Source organism: Microcoleus sp. S13C4 (assembly GCF_036700865.1).
In the GTDB taxonomy this organism is placed as follows: Bacteria; Cyanobacteriota; Cyanobacteriia; order Cyanobacteriales; family Microcoleaceae; genus Microcoleus.
Window position 1 is genome coordinate 28,385 of the sequence record NZ_JAUBPS010000002.1, and the last position, 19,976, is coordinate 48,360.

Annotated in this window: 15 protein-coding genes, 2 pseudogenes and 1 riboswitch; of the genes and pseudogenes, 12 read left to right on the forward strand and 5 right to left on the reverse strand. The window is 46.6% G+C overall.

The window, feature by feature from the left end; all coding sequences use genetic code 11:
• The first annotated feature begins 506 nt into the window (after positions 1–506).
• The 6 genes and pseudogenes from QT996_RS01500 (at position 507) to QT996_RS01525 (ending at position 8,070) form a co-directional block, all read left to right on the forward strand.
• Positions 507–789 (forward strand): annotated as a pseudogene (locus QT996_RS01500) (4a-hydroxytetrahydrobiopterin dehydratase).
• A 160-nt stretch (positions 790–949) separates the two neighbouring features.
• Entirely contained in the window at positions 950–2,599 is a 1,650-nt protein-coding gene (locus tag QT996_RS01505; RefSeq protein WP_333044124.1) for an HD domain-containing phosphohydrolase, read from the forward strand.
• 292 nt (positions 2,600–2,891) lie between these two features.
• On the forward strand, positions 2,892–5,090 hold the full coding sequence (locus QT996_RS01510) for an iron uptake porin (protein WP_333044125.1): 2,199 nt from the start codon (positions 2,892–2,894) through the stop codon (positions 5,088–5,090).
• A gap of 403 nt (positions 5,091–5,493) precedes the next feature.
• Positions 5,494–5,934, forward strand: a complete 441-nt coding sequence (locus tag QT996_RS01515) for an Rrf2 family transcriptional regulator (protein ID WP_333044126.1) — start codon at positions 5,494–5,496, stop codon at positions 5,932–5,934.
• Positions 5,935–5,988: 54 nt separating this feature from the next.
• Positions 5,989–6,951 carry a cysteine synthase A gene (cysK, locus tag QT996_RS01520; RefSeq protein WP_333044127.1) on the forward strand — a complete coding sequence of 321 codons (963 nt, stop codon included), beginning with the start codon at positions 5,989–5,991 and terminating at the stop codon, positions 6,949–6,951.
• Between the two features lie 438 nt (positions 6,952–7,389).
• The gene (locus tag QT996_RS01525; protein WP_333044128.1) at positions 7,390–8,070 is read left to right on the forward strand and encodes a J domain-containing protein; all 681 of its coding nucleotides are present in this window, start codon (positions 7,390–7,392) and stop codon (positions 8,068–8,070) included.
• Between the two features lie 12 nt (positions 8,071–8,082).
• On the opposite strand, the gene QT996_RS01530 is transcribed toward QT996_RS01525, so the two are convergent.
• Complete coding sequence (locus tag QT996_RS01530; protein ID WP_333044129.1) at positions 8,083–8,256, reverse strand: hypothetical protein; 174 nt, start codon at positions 8,254–8,256, stop codon at positions 8,083–8,085.
• Positions 8,246–9,745, reverse strand: a complete 1,500-nt coding sequence (locus QT996_RS01535; protein WP_333044130.1) for a cyclic nucleotide-binding domain-containing protein — start codon at positions 9,743–9,745, stop codon at positions 8,246–8,248. The genes QT996_RS01530 and QT996_RS01535 overlap by 11 nt, the downstream gene beginning before the upstream one ends.
• Positions 9,746–10,178: 433 nt before the next feature.
• Here QT996_RS01535 and QT996_RS01540 point away from each other — a divergent pair, with 433 nt between their 5' ends.
• From QT996_RS01540 to thiC, 5 genes and pseudogenes are all read left to right on the forward strand, one after another.
• Positions 10,179–11,051, forward strand: coding sequence for a 6-carboxytetrahydropterin synthase (locus tag QT996_RS01540; protein ID WP_333044131.1), 873 nt, complete (start codon positions 10,179–10,181; stop codon positions 11,049–11,051).
• A 216-nt stretch (positions 11,052–11,267) separates the two neighbouring features.
• On the forward strand, positions 11,268–13,544 hold the full coding sequence (locus QT996_RS01545) for a tetratricopeptide repeat protein (protein ID WP_333044132.1): 2,277 nt from the start codon (positions 11,268–11,270) through the stop codon (positions 13,542–13,544).
• 326 nt (positions 13,545–13,870) lie between these two features.
• Complete coding sequence (locus QT996_RS01550; protein ID WP_333044133.1) at positions 13,871–14,431, forward strand: Uma2 family endonuclease; 561 nt, start codon at positions 13,871–13,873, stop codon at positions 14,429–14,431.
• A 159-nt stretch (positions 14,432–14,590) separates the two neighbouring features.
• Positions 14,591–15,409: pseudogene (locus tag QT996_RS01555) on the forward strand (Uma2 family endonuclease).
• A gap of 179 nt (positions 15,410–15,588) precedes the next feature.
• Positions 15,589–15,685, forward strand: a riboswitch (TPP riboswitch).
• A gap of 7 nt (positions 15,686–15,692) precedes the next feature.
• A complete protein-coding gene (gene thiC, locus QT996_RS01560; protein ID WP_190741580.1) occupies positions 15,693–17,066 on the forward strand; it encodes a phosphomethylpyrimidine synthase ThiC in 1,374 nt (457 codons plus the stop codon).
• 127 nt (positions 17,067–17,193) lie between these two features.
• Here thiC and QT996_RS01565 read toward each other — a convergent pair whose 3' ends face one another.
• The 3 genes from QT996_RS01565 to pyrE all read right to left on the reverse strand — a co-directional run bounded on the left by QT996_RS01565 (position 17,194) and on the right by pyrE (position 19,222).
• Positions 17,194–17,382, reverse strand: coding sequence for a hypothetical protein (locus tag QT996_RS01565; RefSeq protein WP_333044134.1), 189 nt, complete (start codon positions 17,380–17,382; stop codon positions 17,194–17,196).
• A 418-nt stretch (positions 17,383–17,800) separates the two neighbouring features.
• Positions 17,801–18,253, reverse strand: coding sequence for a hypothetical protein (locus QT996_RS01570; RefSeq protein WP_333044135.1), 453 nt, complete (start codon positions 18,251–18,253; stop codon positions 17,801–17,803).
• A gap of 393 nt (positions 18,254–18,646) precedes the next feature.
• Positions 18,647–19,222, reverse strand: coding sequence for an orotate phosphoribosyltransferase (gene pyrE, locus QT996_RS01575; protein WP_333042585.1), 576 nt, complete (start codon positions 19,220–19,222; stop codon positions 18,647–18,649).
• 84 nt (positions 19,223–19,306) lie between these two features.
• Between pyrE and QT996_RS01580 the strand changes: the two genes are divergently transcribed.
• A complete protein-coding gene (locus tag QT996_RS01580) occupies positions 19,307–19,834 on the forward strand; it encodes a hypothetical protein (RefSeq protein ID WP_333044136.1) in 528 nt (175 codons plus the stop codon).
• The last annotated feature ends 142 nt before the right edge of the window (positions 19,835–19,976 follow it).

A 19,976-nucleotide genomic window follows, 5' to 3' on the forward strand; every position in this document is an offset into this window, starting at 1 on the left:
AAAATCTCAATTTGCATCCCCCCACTTCTAATTCCTTGTGTTATTCTAATAATTGTGAATACTAGAACGATACTCAGAACGCAGGTTCTTCTGGTAACGCTAGCAATTGCTAGCGCACAAATCATCACCTTAAATCTTGTATTTAGGTGATGTGCGTTCCAATATTAAGCCATTTAGCTAAACCTGGAGGTGATGCCCATGATAGAAAGTAGTAAACGCATGGGTCATCAGATTGGAAACTACCGGCTGTGCGCCGGGGCCGCTCACTAGCAGTCAGCCGTCGTCTCCAACGGGAAACGACTTCCACGGGGAACCAGGCTAAGCTAGGGATTCTCCCGGCAGTCAGGTTCTAATCTGAAGACCCGCTAGACCGCTCTCACCTCAAATAGTGTTAAATCTTGAGTATTAAAACTTGAGAATAAACGCTATTGGTGAGAGCGGATAGTTTTTGGTAAGGGTTTCTACAGGTAGGCAGTTAATATGCCATTGCTAATCAAAAAAAAATTATGGCTGACCTACTTAAAAATACTGAAATTCAAGAGCGCGCCAGTCAATAGTCAGGCTGGACGGTTGAAGGCAAACAACTGCGCTGTACCCGTTTATTCAAAGATTTTACCCTTAGCGATCGCCTTTGTGAATAAGTTGGTCGGCCCCTCAGAAGCCGCAGCACATCACCCAGAGCTAGAAATCTCCTACAACAAAGTTACAGTTAACTTGACAACCCACGATGCCGGAGGCTTAACTGACCAAGACTTTGCCCTAGCCCCAGAGATTTCTACGCTAGATTAAAAGAGTACCCGTTGGCCCAACAAGAGCCACTGCATCTAGCGACAGTCGCCGATCAGGGAAAGCTCGCAAATAAAAAATCGACTTGGGGTTAAAATCGGGTGTGAAAAAGTCGAGAGGCAAAACGTTCAATGTATAAAAGGCTATTCCCCATCATCCGAACATGATCGTATTTGAAAAGCCAGAGTTCAAGAACGAGTCTGCTGCAGAAAAAACCGATCTGATAGAAAAGCTTTTAGATATTGGCGCAGCTTTGTCGAGCGCCCAAGATTTGGGCGAGTTGTTAAACTTAATTTTATCCAAAAGTAGGGAAATTACCTACAGCGATGCAGGCAGCGTTTACTTAGTAGATCACAGCGACGAAACATCTAAGCTTCTGTTCAAGGTAGCCCAAAACGCTTCTAAACCGAGCCTGTCGTTTAAAGAGTTTGCTCTGCCGCTGACAGACAAAAGTTTGGCAGGATACGTGGCAATTACAGGTCAAAGTTTGAACCTGTCTGATGCGTACGACTTACCATCGGGCGTACCCTACCGGCTAGATACCAGTTTTGACAGGGATATTAATTACCGGACTTGCTCGGTAATGGTACTGCCCATGCAAAACCGACAAGGGGAGACAATAGGTGTACTGCAATTGATCAACCGCAAAACAAAGGCAGATACGGTGCTGACAGCAGACAATGCCTGGGAATCGACGCAGCAGTATTCCGAGTGGGAAGAAAGGATAGTTCGATCGCTCGCTTCTCAAGCCGCAATCTCGATCGAGCGCAATCAACTCCAAGACAGCATAGAACATTTGTTCGAGGGCTTCGTCAAAGCCTCGGTGCAAGTCATAGAAGCCAGAGACCCCTGTACATACGGCCATTCAGAACGAGTAGCAGCCCTCACAGTACGCCTTTCCGAAGAAGTAAACACCGTCAGCAGCGGAGAACTCCGCTCTATTTACTTTAACAACCGCCAAATTCAAGAACTTCGCTACGCCGCCCTGCTGCACGATTTTGGCAAAATAGGAGTCTCCGAAGCAGTTTTGACCAAACAGAAAAAGCTCTACCCCGCACAGCTAGAAATTATTCGCCACCGCTTTGGCTTAGCTCAACGGACGATGGAAATGGAATGCGTCCAGTCTAAATATAAATACTTGCTGGAGCATTCAGCCTACCGAAAACACCCGCTCCAGGAGCTAGAGTGCGCTCAATGCCAGGAAATTGAACAGCTAGACACTAAGCTAGCAGAGGCGAAAACCAGATTAGCAGAATACTGGGAAGTGCTGCTAGAGGCAAACGAGCCTCACATTTTGGCAGCAGAACCCCTAGCTCAACTGCGAGAGATTTCTCGACAAACTTACAGAGATATAGATGGGGCAAAGAAACCCCTGCTGAACCCAGACGAGATCGTGCAATTGATGGTGTCGAGGGGCAACCTGACGCCGGAAGAACGATCTGCAATAGAATTTCATGTAACTCACACTTACGAGTTTCTCAAGCAAATTCCTTGGACAAAGGATTTGAAAAATGTTCCAAATATTGCTTACGGACATCACGAAAAACTGGACGGCACAGGCTATCCGCGAGGTTTAAACAAGTCAGAAATTCCAATTCAAGCGCAATTGATGACGATCGCCGATATTTACGACGCGCTGACAGCAGGCGATCGCCCCTACAAGCGAGCTCTGCGAACAGAGGCAGCGATGAAAATTTTGTGGCAAGAAGCAGCTCACAACAAAATCAACGCTGATTTGTTAGAATTGTTCGATCATCGCCAAGTCTTTAGCGTTCTCGGACACAGCTTGGAGGTTAAAGTCGAATCAGCATAGACGAGTCGAGCGTGCTGTGCTAAAAAATAAATAGGCGATCGGGCGCTATCAAGTGTCACCCGTCAAATCAATCCACAACCCAAGCGGGGTCGGATTTGGACGCAGTTGAGTACAGGTTAAAAAACAGGCTCTCTGCAGGCGTCAGTCACATCTATATACTCGGTCAGCCCGAAAGAATCAAAAGAAAAAGTGAATTTTAGGTTTCTTTTTAGAGTATGCTAGTGGAGCAACGACTGACCACATAGAAGACTAGAAAAGTTTCTCTGTAATCGGTGTGAGGATGAGAGTGAATATGTCGAAATTTTTGTGGAGTTACTTACTAATCAGCCCAGCAGTCTTAGGAGCTACCCTAGTAGTTTCTTCGAGCGCGATGGCAGCAGACGCTCAGCAGGCTGCTGATGCGCTCAATCCCGCTGTCGCAAAAGCTGAAACCGCTGAAACCTCCGAAGCGAAACTAAATGCTTTAGCTGCTATTTCCGAAACAACAGCAGCCTCCGAGCCAGTAGAAGAAATTTCCCAAGCCGCTGGCAGCGAAACCCACGCAGCGATTGCCGATTCGGCCACGGCTGCAACTGAAAGTGCGATCGTCGGAGCCAACATAGCCCCCGCCGACGCAAATCCCCAAGCGGCATCACAACCTACAAGTGAATCTTTAGCTGCCGCCGGGCCAACAGTCGCTCAACCAGTTGAAAATTCTGCCCCTGCAGCCCAACTAGAAACTCCAGCCCCGGCAGCTACCGCTCTCCCAGAGCAAATCGGTGCAGTTCAATTAGAAACTCCAGCCCCGGCAGTGGCAAAGTCGGCAGAACAAAGTTTGCCAAAACCGGCTGAATCTGTAGCCCAAACTGCAGCGCCACAACAGCAAAACCCAGCCACCACATTAGAACAGCTCAACCAGTACAGCACCGAAGGTGCTGCAGGCAGCGAAACTGAAGGTCAAGTTACCTCAGTATCTCAACTTTCCGACGTGCGGCCCACAGACTGGGCCTTCCAAGCACTGCAATCCCTAGTCGAGCGCTACGGCTGTATTGCCGGTTATCCCGACGGCACCTTCCGCGGCAACCGCGCAATGACTCGCTACGAATTCGCAGCCGGTTTAAATGCTTGCTTAGACAAGGTGAGCGAGCTAATTAGAGGCGGCACTGGCAACTTCGCTACCAGAGATGACTTGGCAGCCCTCCAACGGCTCCAAGAAGAATTTGCAGCGGAACTGGCAACCCTGCGCGGTCGCGTAGATGCTCTGGAAGCTCGGACATCCGAACTCGAAGCCAACCAATTCTCGACCACTACTAAGCTGACTGGGGAAGCAATTTTCGCTCTCAGCGATGACTTTGGTGGCAACGTTGGCTTGTTTGGCAGAGACGAAAGAAGAGTAGGCAGCGACAACAACGAAGCTGTCTTCCAACAACGGGTGCGCCTGAATTTAAATACGAGCTTCACCGGCAGAGACTTACTGCTGACACGGCTTCAAGTCGGCAACGGTCGCAACTTCAACCTTGGTGCTACCAGTGAAGGCACTCAAACTTGGAATTTTGTCGGCAGAACCGACAACGTTGTTGCCCTCGACACCTTGCTATATAAGTTCCCCGTCGGTCAGCGACTGAACGTTACCCTTGCAGCCAACTCTGTCCTCTGGGACGACATTCTGCCGACTGTCAACCCTTACTTTGAAGACTTTGACGGCGGCAACGGAGCACTGAGCACCTTTGGACAGCGGAACCCGATTTATCGCTTGGGCGGTGGCTCAGGTATCGGCTTTGACTATGCCTTCGGTGGCAGGGGCTTGCTGGGTGGCGTGTTCGGCCCGACTTCTTTGTCCTTCGGTTATTTGGCGTCAAATGCAGCCAGTCCGGCTAAAGGTGCAGGCTTGACGAACGGCGACTACGCGGCGATGGGTCAGTTGACTTTTACCCCCGGACGTAACTTGCAAGTTGCTTTCAACTACAACCACGGTTACTTTAGCAGAGGTAACTTTGGGTTTGACAATGGTTTATCGAATGGACCAGGTAGTCTCGGCGGTTTCACAGGTACCGGCGTGGCTAATTCTCTCAACGGTTTGAGCGAAGGCTTTGACGGCTTCCGCGCTCGCAAAGTTGTCAGCGACTCCTACGGTGCTGAGGCTTCGTTGCGACTAAACCCGAGGTTTATCCTTGGTGGCTGGGCAGGTTTAACCAATGCCCGCATTCTCGGCATCGGCGATGCGAGAATCTGGAACTACGCTGTCACCTTGGCTTTACCCGATTTAGGGAAAGAAGGCAACTTGTTAGGGTTCGTGGTAGGTCGTGAGCCTTACTTGGATAAACTTGAAGCTCCGAGAAGTTTGCGTAGCTTCCGCAACGATAATTCGTATCACGTTGAAGGGTTCTACAAGTTTCAGCTCTCGGACAACATTTCTGTTACTCCGGGCGTGATTTGGGTGACAAATCCTAATCAAGATGACCGTAATGATGACATCATCATTGGTACTCTGAGAACTACTTTCACCTTCTAAGAGCGGGTTAGAGGAGGCAGGGCGGGTCATACCCTCTCTGCTGGCAACTCTAGATGCCATGTTTAGCCCTGCCGCAGGCAGGGCTTTTTTGTGGGCGGGACGAATGGGGCGCCCAGCATCTATTAAAAATTAAAAATTATTAGTCATAGACGCAGAAACCCAGTTTCTTGAGGTAAGGCCGTCGTGGAGGCGGAGAGAGTCGAAACTAGCAACTGGGTTTCAAACCAGCGAGAGTGCCGATCGTCCTAATGATGAAGTGATGAAGTGATGAAAGTCGATTAAGTTCAGTGGAAAACCGGGGTATAATAAAAGGTAAAGCGAGGAGTTAGAATTGGGAACTCAACATTGAGGAGAATTTTAACATCTGACTTCGGAGTTGATAATTCTGGTATGGGAAGCAATTATGGTAGAACTCTCCTGTAAAAGCGAATACGCAATCTTAGCTTTGCTGGAGCTTGCCGATTGCTACGAAGAAGGCGAGCCTCTGCAAATTCGACAGATAGCGGCTCAGCAAAATATTCCCGATCGATATTTGGAACAGTTGCTAGCTACAATGAGACGCTGCGGGTTGATTCGCAGCCAGCGAGGAGCTAAGGGAGGTTATATATTGGCGAGGGAACCCTGGAAAATTACACTCCTAGAAATTATCAACTGCCTCGAAGGCTCAGAGTTCGATCGAGCTGAAAAAGACTCGCCTGCTCAAACTGTAGAAAGTGCGGTGATTTGGGAAGTTTGGCAAGAAGCCCGATCGATTGCCAACTCAGTGTTGCAAAAATACACGCTACAGGATCTGTGCGAAAAACGCAATGGCAGACGGCAGCTCGATATCATGTATTACATCTAGTTAATATTGCCAACTAGGAATTAACATTTACTTAATTACAAACTGACAAAGATTATGCGTATTGCTGGCGACATTACAGAATTGGTAGGGCGGACGCCTCTGGTGCAACTCAACCGCATTCCCCAAGCCGAAGGCTGCGTGGCTCGGATTGTGGTAAAACTCGAAGGCATGAATCCGGCATCATCGGTGAAAGACCGCATCGGTGTCAGTATGGTCAATCAAGCCGAGGCCGAAGGGCTGATTAGTCCAGGCAAAACGGTTTTAGTGGAACCGACTTCGGGTAATACCGGAATTGCTCTGGCAATGGTGGCAGCGGCTAAGGGCTACCAGTTGATTTTGACGATGCCGGATACGATGAGCACGGAACGCCGATCGATGCTGCGAGCTTACGGAGCGCAACTAGAACTGACTCCCGGAATTGAGGGCATGAGCGGCTGCATCCGCCGCGCTCAAGAGATTGTGGACAAAACTCCCAATGCGTATATGTTGCAGCAGTTTCGGAATCCAGCGAACCCGCAGGTTCACCGTTCGACAACGGCTGAGGAAATTTGGGAAGATACAGACGGCGAGGTGGATTTCCTGATTTCGGGAGTCGGCACGGGCGGTACGATTACGGGTGTCGCAGAGGTGATTAAGTCGCGGAAACCCGAGTTTAAGGCGATCGCCGTTGAGCCGGCCAACAGTCAGGTACTCTCGGGCGGAAAGCCAGGGCCTCACAAAATTCAAGGTATCGGTGCTGGTTTTGTGCCGCCGGTGCTGAATGTGAAATCGATCGACGAAATTATAGTTGTTACGGATGACGAGTCGATCGCCTACAGCCGCCGCTTGGCCAGAGAAGAAGGACTTTTGTCGGGTATTTCCAGCGGTGCGGCACTATGTGCGGCGGTGAAAGTCGGCAAGCGTCCCGAAAATGCCGGAAAATTGATTGTGATGATTCAGCCTAGCTTCGGCGAACGCTATCTGAGCACTCCCTTGTTCCAAGATCCAGAACTGAATTTGGCGATGGCCCTCAACTAGGTCAGCCTCCCGCCAAGTCGCAGAAACAGAGAGCAGGGCGTACAGTGTACGCCCTGCTTGGCTTTTTAGATTAAAGAATGGCGATAGATTGTAGCTTCCTCGATCGCGAGCGAGACCGAATTTCTGAAGGCGTTTTTTTTGAACTGCTTTAGGCACGTTAGCGAAGCCGCCAGTAAGCGCTCTTGTCGCGAAGGAAAAGAAGAGAAAGAGCTAACTGTTGCCGGGAGAACCGCTATAGAAGTCCCCAATGTCGATCGGTTTGCCCCTTCAAAAGCCTCAATGTTTTTCTAAAATAGATTTATGATAAGTTGAAAACTGAGGTTTTTTACTTACAATTTTTGACATTTATATCATATAAATACTTAAAAAATTAGCAAAAAATGATATTTTTGTCAAGCACTTTTTCACAGATTATCCAGATTTCAAGGAAATAAGAGCGTGTCTTCCGTTACCAATCACTACAAAACCCTAAAGATTAGCCCAACCGCCACACAAGCCGAGATTAAACAAGCATACCGCCGTTTAGTCAAATTATTTCATCCAGACAGCCGCAGCGACACAGCGGGTCACGAAGAGATTGTCCGCCTCAATGCAGCCTATGAAATATTAGGAGACGCCCAGCGCAGACAATCTTACGATCGCCAAATTTCCGAGAAAAGCGAACAGCAATCACCCTGCACGCCAAACGTCAGCCGCCAGCAAAAACAAACAGCCAGGGAAGCCGATGAACAAATGGAACAGTGGCTGATTAAAGTATACAAACCAGTCAATAAAATGCTCAACAGCATCTTGAAGCCGCTTAAAAAAGAAATAGACGAATTGTCAGCAGATCCGTTTGATGACGAACTGATAGAAAAGTTTCAACTTTATATCGAAACCAGCCGCGACTTTCTCAAAAAAGCTCATAACTTTCTGACATCAATGCCCAATCCATCTAATGTAGCCGGAGTTGCAGCCCATCTTTACTACTGTATCAATCAAGTCGGAGACGGCATAGAAGAATTGTATTTATTTACCCTCAATTATGACGATCGCCACTTGCATACCGGTCAAGAACTGTTTAGAATTGCCGCTAGACTGCGGCGGGAAGCACAGGATGAATTAAAAATTAAAAGTTAAAAAAGCAGATTCTTACCTCTTACCTCTTCCCTCTTCCCTCTTCCCTCTTCCTTCTTCCCTCTTCCTTCTTCCCTCTTCCCTCTTCCTTCTTCCTTCTTCCTTCTTCCTTCTTTCTTCTTCCCTCTTCCCTCTTCCTTCTTCCCTCTTCCTTCTTCCTTCTTCCCTCTTCCTTCTTTCAAATTCCAAAAAGAACTTGAATTCGCTTGCGAATTTTAATAAAAGGAGTTTGTTCCAGAGAGTCGTCATCTAACAATCCCAAATCTCTCAAAGCTTGCTGGCGTTCCGACAATTTTTGAGCAATCTGATCTGCTAAATCGGGTTGTTCTCTTAAAAGTTTTTGCAAATCGTGACGTTCCACCACAAACAAAATTGCATCTTCGCTAGTTTTGACAGTCGCCGTTCTCGGAGTTCCCAATAGCAAAGATATTTCCCCAAAAAACTCGCCCTCGTGAAGCGTAGCAATATACTGATCGGCTTTTTGAGAAAGAACTTCTACAGTACCCGAAAGAATAATATAAAAAGAATCGCCAGGGTCATTTTCTTTACATACAACCTGTCCCGCTGGAAAAAGTTGTCGGTAGCCGTATTCAATTAACTGTCGCAGTTCTAAATCCGTACACTGTTCAAAATAAGTTACTCGCCGTAACAAATCTCGCAGCGTCCAATTATTAGGCGATTTAGGCCCGGGATTTTTATGTTCAGAAACAGTGGAATTTGATTTGAACTCTGCTGAATGTTTGGCATTGTGAGGAAAAACTTTTCCGTTGGAATTCTCGTCTTTGCGATCGTGAAAAAGTTTAGTTATCTCTTGCGGGTTTCGCAGCCACAAATCCCGCTGGGGAAATGGAATTTCTATATTTCGGTGGCGCAATTCGTAATCTATTAAAAAATTGACCGCGCTTTTAATAGCATCGCTTTCCTGCGGCTGGTCAATCCAAACTAAAAGTTCAAAATTTAAAGCGTTATCTCCAAAACCGCGAAACCATACTTTAGGAGAAGGATGGGACAAGACATTCGATTCCATCCGCGCCGCAATTAACAGCGCTTCCGTAACTATTACTGGGTCTGATCCGTAAGCAACGCCGATGGGGAGGTGGAGGCGGCATCTGGGATCTCTGTAACTCCAGTTAATAATGTTAGTTTCTACAAACTTAATATTTGGTATAATTACAAAGAGTCCGTCAATGGTTTTAATAATAGTCGAGCGAATAGAAATTGTTTCTACTGTTCCTAATAAATTGTCTATTTCAATAAAGTCTCCGACTCGAATTTGGTGTTCGAATAGCAGAGTGAGACCGCTGATAAAATTGCTGGCGAGATTTTGTAACCCGAAGCCGAAACCAATGCCGACAACCCCTGCTAAGACGGCGAGAGAAGTGAGGTTGATTCCGGCACCTTGTATGACGAATATACAGCCAAGAGTGGCTAAGATATAGCTAATGATGGTGGAAATTGCTTCTCTACTGCCGCGATCTAATCCCATCCGGACTAGCAGGCTGCGCTTGATTCCTTCACTGATAATCTTAGCTATAATCAAGGCAAATATAGCTAAGATTATCAGTTTGACGATCGCACTAATGGACAGATGAGTTTCCCCGACATAAAATAGCGGGGTTGTCATCGCACCTGACAAATTTTCCCAAAGATGTTCGGCTCGTGTAGTAATCCAATTCATTAATATTTGGTAATGGGTAATTGGTGATTGATCATGGGTGATGAGTTTTGAGCGCAACTGAACCGCCCACTGCTAACTATTGCAGAGCTTAGGCGAAAAACTCGAACTGTGGAGTGTCCTGTGTGGCAAAAAAGGTGGATTCCCTTCGGGATAAATCCGCACGCGCGTACTTTCTCAAAGGCTGGTAACTGATGGGTTAGTAACAGATGGCGAAAAACTATTTTGTAGCGGTATTTTCTGCCAGATATCTGTATCGTGGCCTAAAATGGGCCCTGCGGCTCGATCGAGCGACGACGTGTTGCCAATATTTGCAAAATTGGTAGAAATTCATTTACAGCACCCTCAAATAATCGAAAAATTCCAGCAAAAATTAGTTTATCCTTAAGAAGCGAGTCCTTTACAGAACTTAACAAGCTTACCCTACTTGACTTTTATGCAGTGCATCATCAATCGTCGGGCACAGTTTTCGGCGAGTCACCGGTACTGGCTGCCGGAGTTAAGCGAAGCCGAGAACTTTGAGCGGTTTGGCCCAACTGCCCGCGCACCGGGACACGGACACAATTACGTCCTTTACGTTTCCATGATAGGCGAACTCGACGAGTACGGCATGGTGCTCAACCTGTCTGATGTCAAGCACGTCATCAAGCGGGAAGTAACCAAGGATCTCGATTTTTCCTACCTTAACGAAGCGTGGCCCGAATTTGAGCAGACTCTGCCAACTACTGAAAACATAGCACGGCAAATTTGGCTGCGGCTAGCCCCTCATTTGCCTGTGAGCAAAATTCAATTGTTTGAACATCCCGAACTTTGGGCTGAATATTTAGGAAACGGAATGGAAGCTTATCTAACTTTGTCCACTCATTTTAGTGCGGCCCATCGGTTGGCTCGTCCCGATTTGAGTTTTGAAGAAAACTCGGAAATTTACGGCAAATGTGCTCGGCCTAACGGTCACGGTCACAACTATCATTTAGAGGTGACTGTTAAAGGGGAAATTGATGCGCGGACTGGCATGATTGCTGATTTGGGAGCTTTGCAAAAAGCCGTTGACGATTATGTTGTTGAACCCTTCGATCACACTTTTTTAAATAAGGATATTGCTTATTTTGAGAACGTTGTGCCGACTGCGGAGAATATTGCTGTTCGGATCGGGCAATTGTTGCGATCGCCCGTGCGGGAATTGGGCGCCGAGTTGCACAAAATTAAGCTGATTGAAAGTCCGAATAATAGCTGTGAAATTTTTGGCGCTGATTTAGAAGAAGTGGCGGTTGAACATCAGCAGCCGGAAGCGGTTTTAGCTGGGGTTTAGAGCTAAAAATCGGGTCTGGTTCACCCGGATCTTTGGCTAATTGTGCAGATTGGTGAACCCGGCCCTACCAGCCTAATCATGATTCCGAGGGTTATCCAACCGGATTAGGCGCGAGAATATATTCTTTCACCAAAGTTTCCAATGCAGAATTACTGGCAGTTTTCCTGAAAAGTCAGACTCCGCGCGTATTTTGGAGATAGTAAGTCAGCCTTCCTCATGTCAGCTATTCTAACTGCTGAGACTATGAGGTCGATCGCCCGATCGCTGACAACCAAGCACCAATTTCTCCTAAATGATTTGACGTTTATGCGCGTCTCAAATGTAGCTCTCTTGACTCTGGCTGCCCTCGCATCCCACAATTTAACTGCTAATACTAGCGCCAATCCTGCTGCACATCCTGTTTCTCCTGAGACACCGCAGGCTAGCAACTTTGTTGATGCCGTAAATAATACTGAATCGCGTCGGGCTGAGTCAATTAGCGAGCCTGAGACGATCGCCTATGAAAAATTTTCCCCAAATAATACTGAATCGCGTCGGGCTGAGTCAATTAGCGAGCCTGAGACGATCGCCCACGAACAATTTTTCCCAAATAGTACCGCATCCCGTCCGGCTGAGTCAATTAGCGAGCCTGAGACGATCGCTCACGAACAATTTTCCCCACGAATTGCTGTAAAATCGCCGACAGCTTTGCTGGTAGCAGCCGCTCAACCCGATTTATCTGCTACTGCAAAAACCAAGCCGAATACTCCTGCTCGATCCGGCGATGAACTAACAAAATCTTTACAAGAAACCTGGCTGTCTAAATTAATCGAAACTGGGGTTGAAAGCAATCCTCAAGTTCGCGATGTTTTCGCTTTTATATCCCCGTCTAGTGGCAGTTCAGAATCTGGGTACGGTTTTAATAGTACCCTAACTTTGCTCAATATTTTACTAATTCTTGGGACTGTATTTCCACCAGTGACAATTGCCTTTTTTTGGATGATGCGACGGCTGATCATCAAACACTTGGTGGCTGATGCCAATAAACGATTGCAAGGCATTGGTGTATGGGAATCTGAACTCATAAATTCTAGCCAAGTGACTCAAAAGTTGAGGAAGGAATTAGAAGCGCAAATGGGTGCAGCTAAACAATCTATTGATTTTTTAACTAGAGAAACTGAACTTTCCAAATCTTCCGTCGAGCAAATTGAGACTCTCAAATCTCAATTTATCATGCACCTGCAAGTTTTGCGGACAGAAGTTGACGAGAAAAAATCTCAAATTGTTCAAGAAATTTCCCAAGTTCCTGCCGTTGTTGCCAAAGAAGCTCTCAAAGTCGCACCTCAACCGGCCTTAAACAATTCCCAAAATTCGCCAACCGCACCTGCTAGCAACGAAAATTTGATTGCTGACGATTATATCAAGCAAGCCGAAGGGCTTTATTTTCAAGGCAATTATGATGAGGCATTAGGCTGCTTGGAAAAAGCTATTTTAGCGAATAAGAATTTGGATGAGGCGTGGTATTGGCGCGGAAACGTGTTAATAAGATTGCAGCGCCCGGAAGAGGCACTAGCCTGTTATGACCAAGCAATATCGATTAAACCGGATAACTACGAATTGTGGTATAATAAAGCGTATTTGCTGGGAAAATTGCAGAGGTACGAAGAGGCGATCGCCTGTTACGAGCGAGCAAGTTTGAGCGAATCTAGAAAATACGGTTGTTGGCACAGTATAGCGGCTTTGTTGGGTCAATTGCAGCATTACGAAGAAGCGATCGCCAGTTACGATCGCGCCCTTGCTATCAAAGCAACCGACAGCGAAATTTGGCACAACCGAGGTGCGATGCTGGCAAAAGTACAGCAGCACGCAGCAGCAGTGGATTCTTACGATCGCGCTCTAGAACTCAATCCGAAGAGATACGAAACTTGGTACAATCGAGGCAATATGCTGTGGAGACTGCTCCGCTACAGCGATGCTATTGCTTCTTACGATCGGGCGATCGGCATCCAGCCCGATAAATACGAAGTTTGGTACAATAGAGGCGCTGTGCTGGGAAAAATGCAGCGATATCAAGAATCGATCGAATCCTACGACAAAGCAATCGCCCTTAAACCGCAGGATTTTGAAGTCTGGCACAACCGAGGCGCAGCTTTCGACAAACTGTCGCAGCACGAAGCAGCAATTGCCTCTTACGAATCAGCAATTACCCTTAATTCGGAGTGTTACGAAGCTTGGTTTGCCAAAGGGGAATCTTTAGCAAAATTGCAGCGCAATGAAGAAGCGATCGCAGCTTATGAGAAAGCGATTGCTATTAAGCCCGATTCTTACGATGCTTGGCACCACTTGGGTACAGCTTTGTCAGAATTAAAGCGCTATGAGGAAGCAATGGCAGCTTACGATCGAGCTATTGCCATCAAACCAGAAAATGCAGAAGCTTGGCGCGAGCGAGGCGCAATTGTATCAGAATTAAAACAGGATACAGAAGGAAAGGAATCGGTTGAACAAGAGACTTAAATTCCGCCAAAATCCCGTTATTTAGAATCCATAGGTGTCACGCCCTCGGAAATCGCACCCTAATTTTAAGTTAGTAAGGGATGAGAATAAACCGCCTGTATATCGAGAGCAAGTTTTGCAAACACCATCAGATTTAACTGTATTAAGAGTTGGCTATCAACCATCCCTACAGTTATTGACGAGTATTTAACCCGAATTGATAGGAGTCAGTTAAATGCTTGTTGTATAAAGTTTGTTATCTAAAGTTTTCCTCTTTTGGCCGCTCCGTTTGGGGCGGTTTTTTTTATGGTAAATTTAGGTAAGCTACAAACAAGGAGAATAGTTATATGTCTGTTCAGCTTCAAAAACGGTTATTTACAGTAAAAGAATATCATTTGATGACTGAGGCGGGTATTCTCTCGGAGGGCGATCGAGTAGAACTCATAGAAGGAGAGATTGTTAAAATGGCTGCAATTGGTACTCGTCACGCAAGTTCCGTTAAGCGTCTCACCAGGCGCTTCAGCCTCATTCCAGAAGATCGGGCCACTCTGGGTGTCCAAGACCCTATCCAGTTGACGGAGCGCACTGAACCTCAACCGGATGTTGTATTGCTGCAACCTCGCGCTGATTACTACGCCACAGCCCATCCAATACCGTCTGAAGTTTTGCTGCTAGTGGAGGTTTCAGATAGTACGGTTGATTATGACAGAGATGTGAAAGTATCCATTTACGCTCGATCGCTCATTCAGGAAGTTTGGCTGGTAGATTTAGTTGAAAATTGTTTGGAAGTCTACCGTCAGCCCGGCCCAAACGGTTATAGTTTAATGCTCAAGTTTTGGCGCGGTCAACAAGTTGCGCCACTGGCTTTTCCCGATTTAGAAGTGAGCGTTGATTTTATATTGGGTTAATAAAATTTTTTATTGTTAAACTTTAATAATTTAGGGGCAAATTCCAATCGCAAAATTTCGGCTTTTTCCTTCTTCCTTCCTTCCTTCCTTCCTTCTTTTTTATGGTTCCTTATTCCTTATACTATAATAACTTTAATTCCTCAACTCCTCGCAAGTTTTATGACTATTGCCAAATCATTTGAATTGGAAGTCAGACATCTCCCAGAGCACACTGAATTACCAGAGTCGGACGGTACTTTTGTGAAAAACTTTCAAGAACTTCCTCAAAGCATTATTCTCACTGATTCACTCCGACCAATATTGCAACGAATTCATCCTGACGGACGCTATCGCATCGGTCAAAATTGTGGGATTTATTGGCGTTTAACTGACCCTCTCGAACGCGGTGCCGAAGCGCCGGATTGGTTTTATGTGCCGAATGTTCCCCCACTATTAAATGGTGAGGTGCGACGTTCTTATGTATTGTGGAAAGAATACGTTGCACCGCTGATTGTACTGGAATTTGTGTCGGGCAATGGTGCAGAAGAGCGAGATAGAACGCCGCCGCCCTAACCAGGTCAAGCGGAAGAACAAAAGGTGGGCAAATTTTGGGTTTACGAACAGGCGATTCGCGTGCCTTACTACGGCATTTATGAAGTGAAAAAAGCTTCTGTAGAAATGTATCATTTAGAGGATAATCGCTATCAGCTAATGAGTGCAAATGAGCGAGGTCACTATCCGATTCCTCAGCTTGGAGTTGAGTTGGGAATTTGGCAAGGTGAATATGATGAGATGAATTTGCCTTGGTTGCGCTGGTGGGATAGTGAAGGGAATTTGTTGTTAATTGGGGAGGAACGTGCTCAACAAGAAAGCCTGCGGGCGGAACGAGAATGCCTTCGCGCTGGACAAGAATACCTTCGCGCTGAAGAAGAAAAACAACGGGCCGATCGCCTAGCAGCAAAATTGCGCGAAATGGGGATTAATCCTGATGAGGTGTGATTGTTTTTAGGTTGTTAAATGGGGTGCGATTCCCTTCGGGATAGCTTCGCTCGCGTGTACTTTTTAAACAGCAGAAATATCAGAAGCCCCAAAAGGGCGCTCGCTCCCCTCATCTATCTCTCAATATTAAGATTTCCTTACTTGCTGCCGTCGCACCCAGAAATCGGTGATACAATCAACAGCTTAGCTAGGGGTGCCCGAATATCCGGGCTGAGAAAACACCCTTAGAACCTGAGTCTGGGTAATACCAGCGGAGGGAAGCTGTTTATCAAGGAAATTAAATATGCGTACCGAATGGATCGCTAAGCGTCAGGGCCAGAGCAATGTATCTCAAATGCACTACGCCCGCCAAGGTGTAATTACTGAGGAAATGCACTTTGTTGCTAAGCGAGAAAATCTCCCGCCAGAACTTATCCGCGCCGAAGTAGCGCGGGGACGGATGATTATTCCCGCTAACATCAATCACCCGAATTTGGAACCGATGGCGATCGGCATTGCCTCTAAATGCAAAGTCAATGCTAATATCGGTGCATCTCCCAACTCTTCCAATATGGAAGAAGAAGTTGACAAGCTTAAACTAGCAGTGAAATACGGCGCTGATACCGTGATGGACTTGTCCACCGGCGGCGGGAATTTGGATGAAATTCGTACTACAATTATCAAAGCTTCACCGGTACCGATCGGTACTGTACCAATTTACCAAGCACTAGAAAGCGTTCACGGTAATATGGAAAGTCTGACGCCGAATGACTTTCTTCACATCATTGACAAACACGCTCAACAAGGTGTTGATTACCAAACAATTCACGCCGGAATTTTGATTGAGCATTTGCCGTTGGTAAAAAATAGACTAACTGGAATCGTCTCTCGCGGCGGTGGCATTTTGGCCAGGTGGATGCTGCATCACCACAAACAAAATCCCCTCTACACTCACTTTAACGACATCATTGAAATCTTCAAAAAATACGATGTTTCGTTTAGTTTGGGAGATTCCCTCCGCCCCGGTTGCACTCACGATGCGTCGGATGAAGCTCAATTAGCTGAGCTCAAAACTTTGGGACAATTAACTCGCAAAGCTTGGGAACATGACGTGCAGGTAATGGTGGAAGGCCCGGGCCACGTTCCGATGGATCAAATTGAGTTTAATGTCAAGAAACAAATGGAGGAGTGTTCCGAAGCACCCTTCTATGTTTTGGGGCCGTTGGTGACAGATATTGCGCCTGGATACGACCACATTACCTCAGCAATTGGGGCCGCGATGGCTGGTTGGTACGGTACTGCAATGCTGTGTTACGTGACACCGAAGGAACACTTAGGATTGCCGAATGCTGAGGATGTCCGAAACGGGCTGATTGCTTACAAAATCGCGGCTCACGCTGCAGATATTGCACGGGGCCGTCCGGGTGCGCGCGATCGCGATGATGAACTCTCGAAAGCGCGTTACAATTTCGATTGGAACCGTCAATTTGAGCTGTCATTAGATCCAGAACGCGCAAAGGAATATCACGACGAAACTTTGCCGGCGGATATCTACAAAACTGCTGAATTCTGTTCGATGTGCGGCCCTAAATTCTGTCCGATGCAGACTAAGGTTGATGCCGATGCTTTGACGGAATTAGAAAAGTTTTTGGCTAAGGAACCTGTAGCCCAAAGCTAATTGGATTAATTCGTAGGGTGGGCATTGTCCACCTTACTTAATCGTAAAGCTGTTTCGTTTCTTGTGGGGCGGGCATCCTGCTCGCCCAAAAATATGGTGCTGATGGAACACCTTAGTTAAGGTTATATTAAAAGGAGTTTCCGAAAAGGAGAATTGCGCTGTTCCCTTGCAGGTACTTTTTTGTGATCAAGGAATTCAAAATTTTATCGATATTGGCACGAGCAAAAAAAGTAGCTATTTGCTCTTTAGTTAATAGCTTGCCATCTGGGTCTTGCCCAAATTCTTTATTTAAACTTGTCAAGATAAAAGTTTTCATAAACTCAATTTCGTCTACACTCAACTCGCCTCGCAAACCCAGTTCCCAAGAATGAAGAGAATTGCCACCGCCATAGTCAATTAGCTGCCTACCCTCTCCTGGTAAACTAACTGAGCGTCGGGATTGATTTCGCTGCTTAAGAGGCATTCCGTTTTCAGATTCAGGGAACGAGCGGCGGATTCAAACGCTCATTTCATGCCGCCTATTCCTGAGAATAAGTCAATAAAACGGATTTTTTTCAGGGCCATTAAGTTGGGGGTAAAAGCTCATATTTTGTACTATTTTTCAATCGAGGCATAGCCTCTAGATATTTATTACCAGGCAAATCCTGGTAAGCAGAAATTTTCAATTCGTAGGGTGCGTTAACGCAGTGTAACGCACCGCCAGCCTAATGCAGCACTTGAGCTAAGTAAAAGATTTACCTGGATATGTTAGCTCGCGCTGTCTGTTGGCACGTTGAAAGAATCCGCCGATCGTTTGAGCTAATTGTGCGAATAGAATGCAGATTGGTTAGCTGAGTATTGACTTCAACTGCTTGAATTTTTCCGGCCGAGATTGCCTTCCCGGACAGTGTATTTCCCTGAATTTTACCAGTGAAACACGCAAAGTCCGATCGCGGCGCGTAGATTGCACCAACTACGCGATCGTTCTGGCGTTGAAACACAATATAGTTTTGAAGAACTTGGTTGGGCTGTGGCGAATCTCCGTACAGGTAAATACCATCTGGCAAAGCAGCAACATTCGTCTTAGATGGATTTTGTTGTGCTTGAAGCGGTTGTTGCTGAATGCCAACACCAATTAGTGTCAGAGGACAAATAAAGGCTGTTGCCAGTAGTTTCCATTTCTGTTTAATAGATGCAGGTAAAATCATTACTGCTTCTCCTTGCGCCAGGTCATCTCACATCTTAAAACAGTCTTCTCTAGTTAATCTATCACTCAGGTTATAAGTTCCCTCTGCTAAAATTAGCCGATTGGTATAGATTCTGAACCTGAAAGCTTGCGCTTGTTTAGCACAGAAAACTTGATTTTCCATTGGGCTGCAAGTACCTGAGCTGATTTTGATAAAATTAGAGCGGGCCTAGTTTCTAATCCCACCCAATAAAACACCGATTTCCTCACTTCAAATGGAGGAAGAGCCTCTAGATATTCATTACCAGGCTCTGCCTGGTAACGAGAAAAAAACATCTTGAAAACTCTTGTGGAAGAGGCCCGAAAGCCTGTTCATGAAAAAGGTGATCTTCGGTCAGTTCGATCGCACTTTTCCCTATTTTTTGCTAGCCATCCACTTTTGAAGATCATTAATCGTAAAAACTGTTTCAAAGTCCAATCCAACAGAACGATAAAACTCCGCACCACCTTGCTCTCTGTCAATCAGCGACAACACGCGATCGACTTTATAACCCGCACCCCGCAACCGTTCCACCGCCTGCATCGCCGACTTACCCGTCGTCACCACATCCTCCAAAACCGCCACATTCGTCCCCTCTGGCAACAGTGGCCCCTCAATATACGCCATTGTCCCGTGTCCCTTCGTCTCCTTTCTGACAATTAGCGCCGGAATCGATCGACCTTCCAGAGCCGAAACCACACTCACCGCAGTTACAATCGGATCAGCGCCCAAAGTCAAACCGCCCACAGCTTGCACATCCGACGACAGCATGGACAACAGCAAACGTCCCGTTGCCAAAGCACCTTCAGCGTGCAGCGTCACAGGTTTGCAGTTAATGTAATAAGAACTTTTCTGCCCCGAAGACAGTACAAAGTCGCCTTCACGATAGGCAAACTCGCACAACAAATCTAGAAGTCGATCGCGCAACACCTTTAAATCCGCAGCATTCATAACTCACACCGTGTAAAAAACACAAATAATCCGTCGATAATCAGTTTATATTGGAATCGGAATTAATTAAGGAGGCCCAAATATATGAGTCAAAAGTTAAAAAGCCTGAGCGGCGCGTTGATTCTCGCTGTCGCCTCTGCCGCCACGGCATACGTCAAGCCAGCTCAAGCACAAACAGAGCGATTTCACCCAATTGCCGACGACTTCAACCGACAATTTTTTCAAGCTTCAGGAGACTTTTACCACAACGTCAGTTTGCAAGGTTACTTGGGCGACTATTTAGGCATCGGTTCCCCCAGCGGCGTCGTTGCCTTTCCCGAAAAAGAAATTGAGCGGGATGCCAGTCGCGTCAACGGCTTCTACCGACGAGTAATGCAGCGGCAAGTTTCCAGCGATCCGATTCTCCGCGTCCCAGATGCCGTCAATCCCTTCGATTCCTCAGTCATGGCACTGCCTCCAGCTTGTCAGCTAGCACCTCAGCCCAGTGGCTGTTTCGCCACTCCCCCCGGACTCCAAGATCAGTTTACACTTCCAGCACAGCAGGAAAATTCACAGCCAGATCAAGGTCCCGTCAGAGGACTTTATCAAGTATCACCGACCCGCAAAAATTAATCGATCGACAGTTGCGAGTTTTGAGCCGAGGCGGGTTTACTCAATCTCGGATTTGTATTAGAGAGAAAGCCTCGACCCGCCCCAAAAGCTCATATTTTGGCAATCCTTTCGGTAAACGCGCAACTGGCTTTTTTTAAACTAT

What these genes read in the sequence shown, in the direction of transcription:
- QT996_RS01505 (WP_333044124.1), top strand. Translation starts at nt 950, where the DNA reads ATGATCGTATTTGAAAAGCCAGAGTTCAAGAACGAGTCTGCTGCAGAA.
- QT996_RS01510 (WP_333044125.1), top strand. Translation starts at nt 2,892, where the DNA reads ATGTCGAAATTTTTGTGGAGTTACTTACTAATCAGCCCAGCAGTCTTA.
- QT996_RS01515 (WP_333044126.1), top strand. Translation starts at nt 5,494, where the DNA reads ATGGTAGAACTCTCCTGTAAAAGCGAATACGCAATCTTAGCTTTGCTG.
- cysK (WP_333044127.1), top strand. Translation starts at nt 5,989, where the DNA reads ATGCGTATTGCTGGCGACATTACAGAATTGGTAGGGCGGACGCCTCTG.
- QT996_RS01535 (WP_333044130.1), bottom strand. Translation starts at nt 9,745, where the DNA reads ATGAATTGGATTACTACACGAGCCGAACATCTTTGGGAAAATTTGTCA.
- QT996_RS01540 (WP_333044131.1), top strand. Translation starts at nt 10,179, where the DNA reads ATGCAGTGCATCATCAATCGTCGGGCACAGTTTTCGGCGAGTCACCGG.
- QT996_RS01545 (WP_333044132.1), top strand. Translation starts at nt 11,268, where the DNA reads ATGTCAGCTATTCTAACTGCTGAGACTATGAGGTCGATCGCCCGATCG.
- QT996_RS01550 (WP_333044133.1), top strand. Translation starts at nt 13,871, where the DNA reads ATGTCTGTTCAGCTTCAAAAACGGTTATTTACAGTAAAAGAATATCAT.
- thiC (WP_190741580.1), top strand. Translation starts at nt 15,693, where the DNA reads ATGCGTACCGAATGGATCGCTAAGCGTCAGGGCCAGAGCAATGTATCT.
- QT996_RS01565 (WP_333044134.1), bottom strand. Translation starts at nt 17,382, where the DNA reads ATGAAAACTTTTATCTTGACAAGTTTAAATAAAGAATTTGGGCAAGAC.
- QT996_RS01570 (WP_333044135.1), bottom strand. Translation starts at nt 18,253, where the DNA reads ATGATTTTACCTGCATCTATTAAACAGAAATGGAAACTACTGGCAACA.
- pyrE (WP_333042585.1), bottom strand. Translation starts at nt 19,222, where the DNA reads ATGAATGCTGCGGATTTAAAGGTGTTGCGCGATCGACTTCTAGATTTG.
- QT996_RS01580 (WP_333044136.1), top strand. Translation starts at nt 19,307, where the DNA reads ATGAGTCAAAAGTTAAAAAGCCTGAGCGGCGCGTTGATTCTCGCTGTC.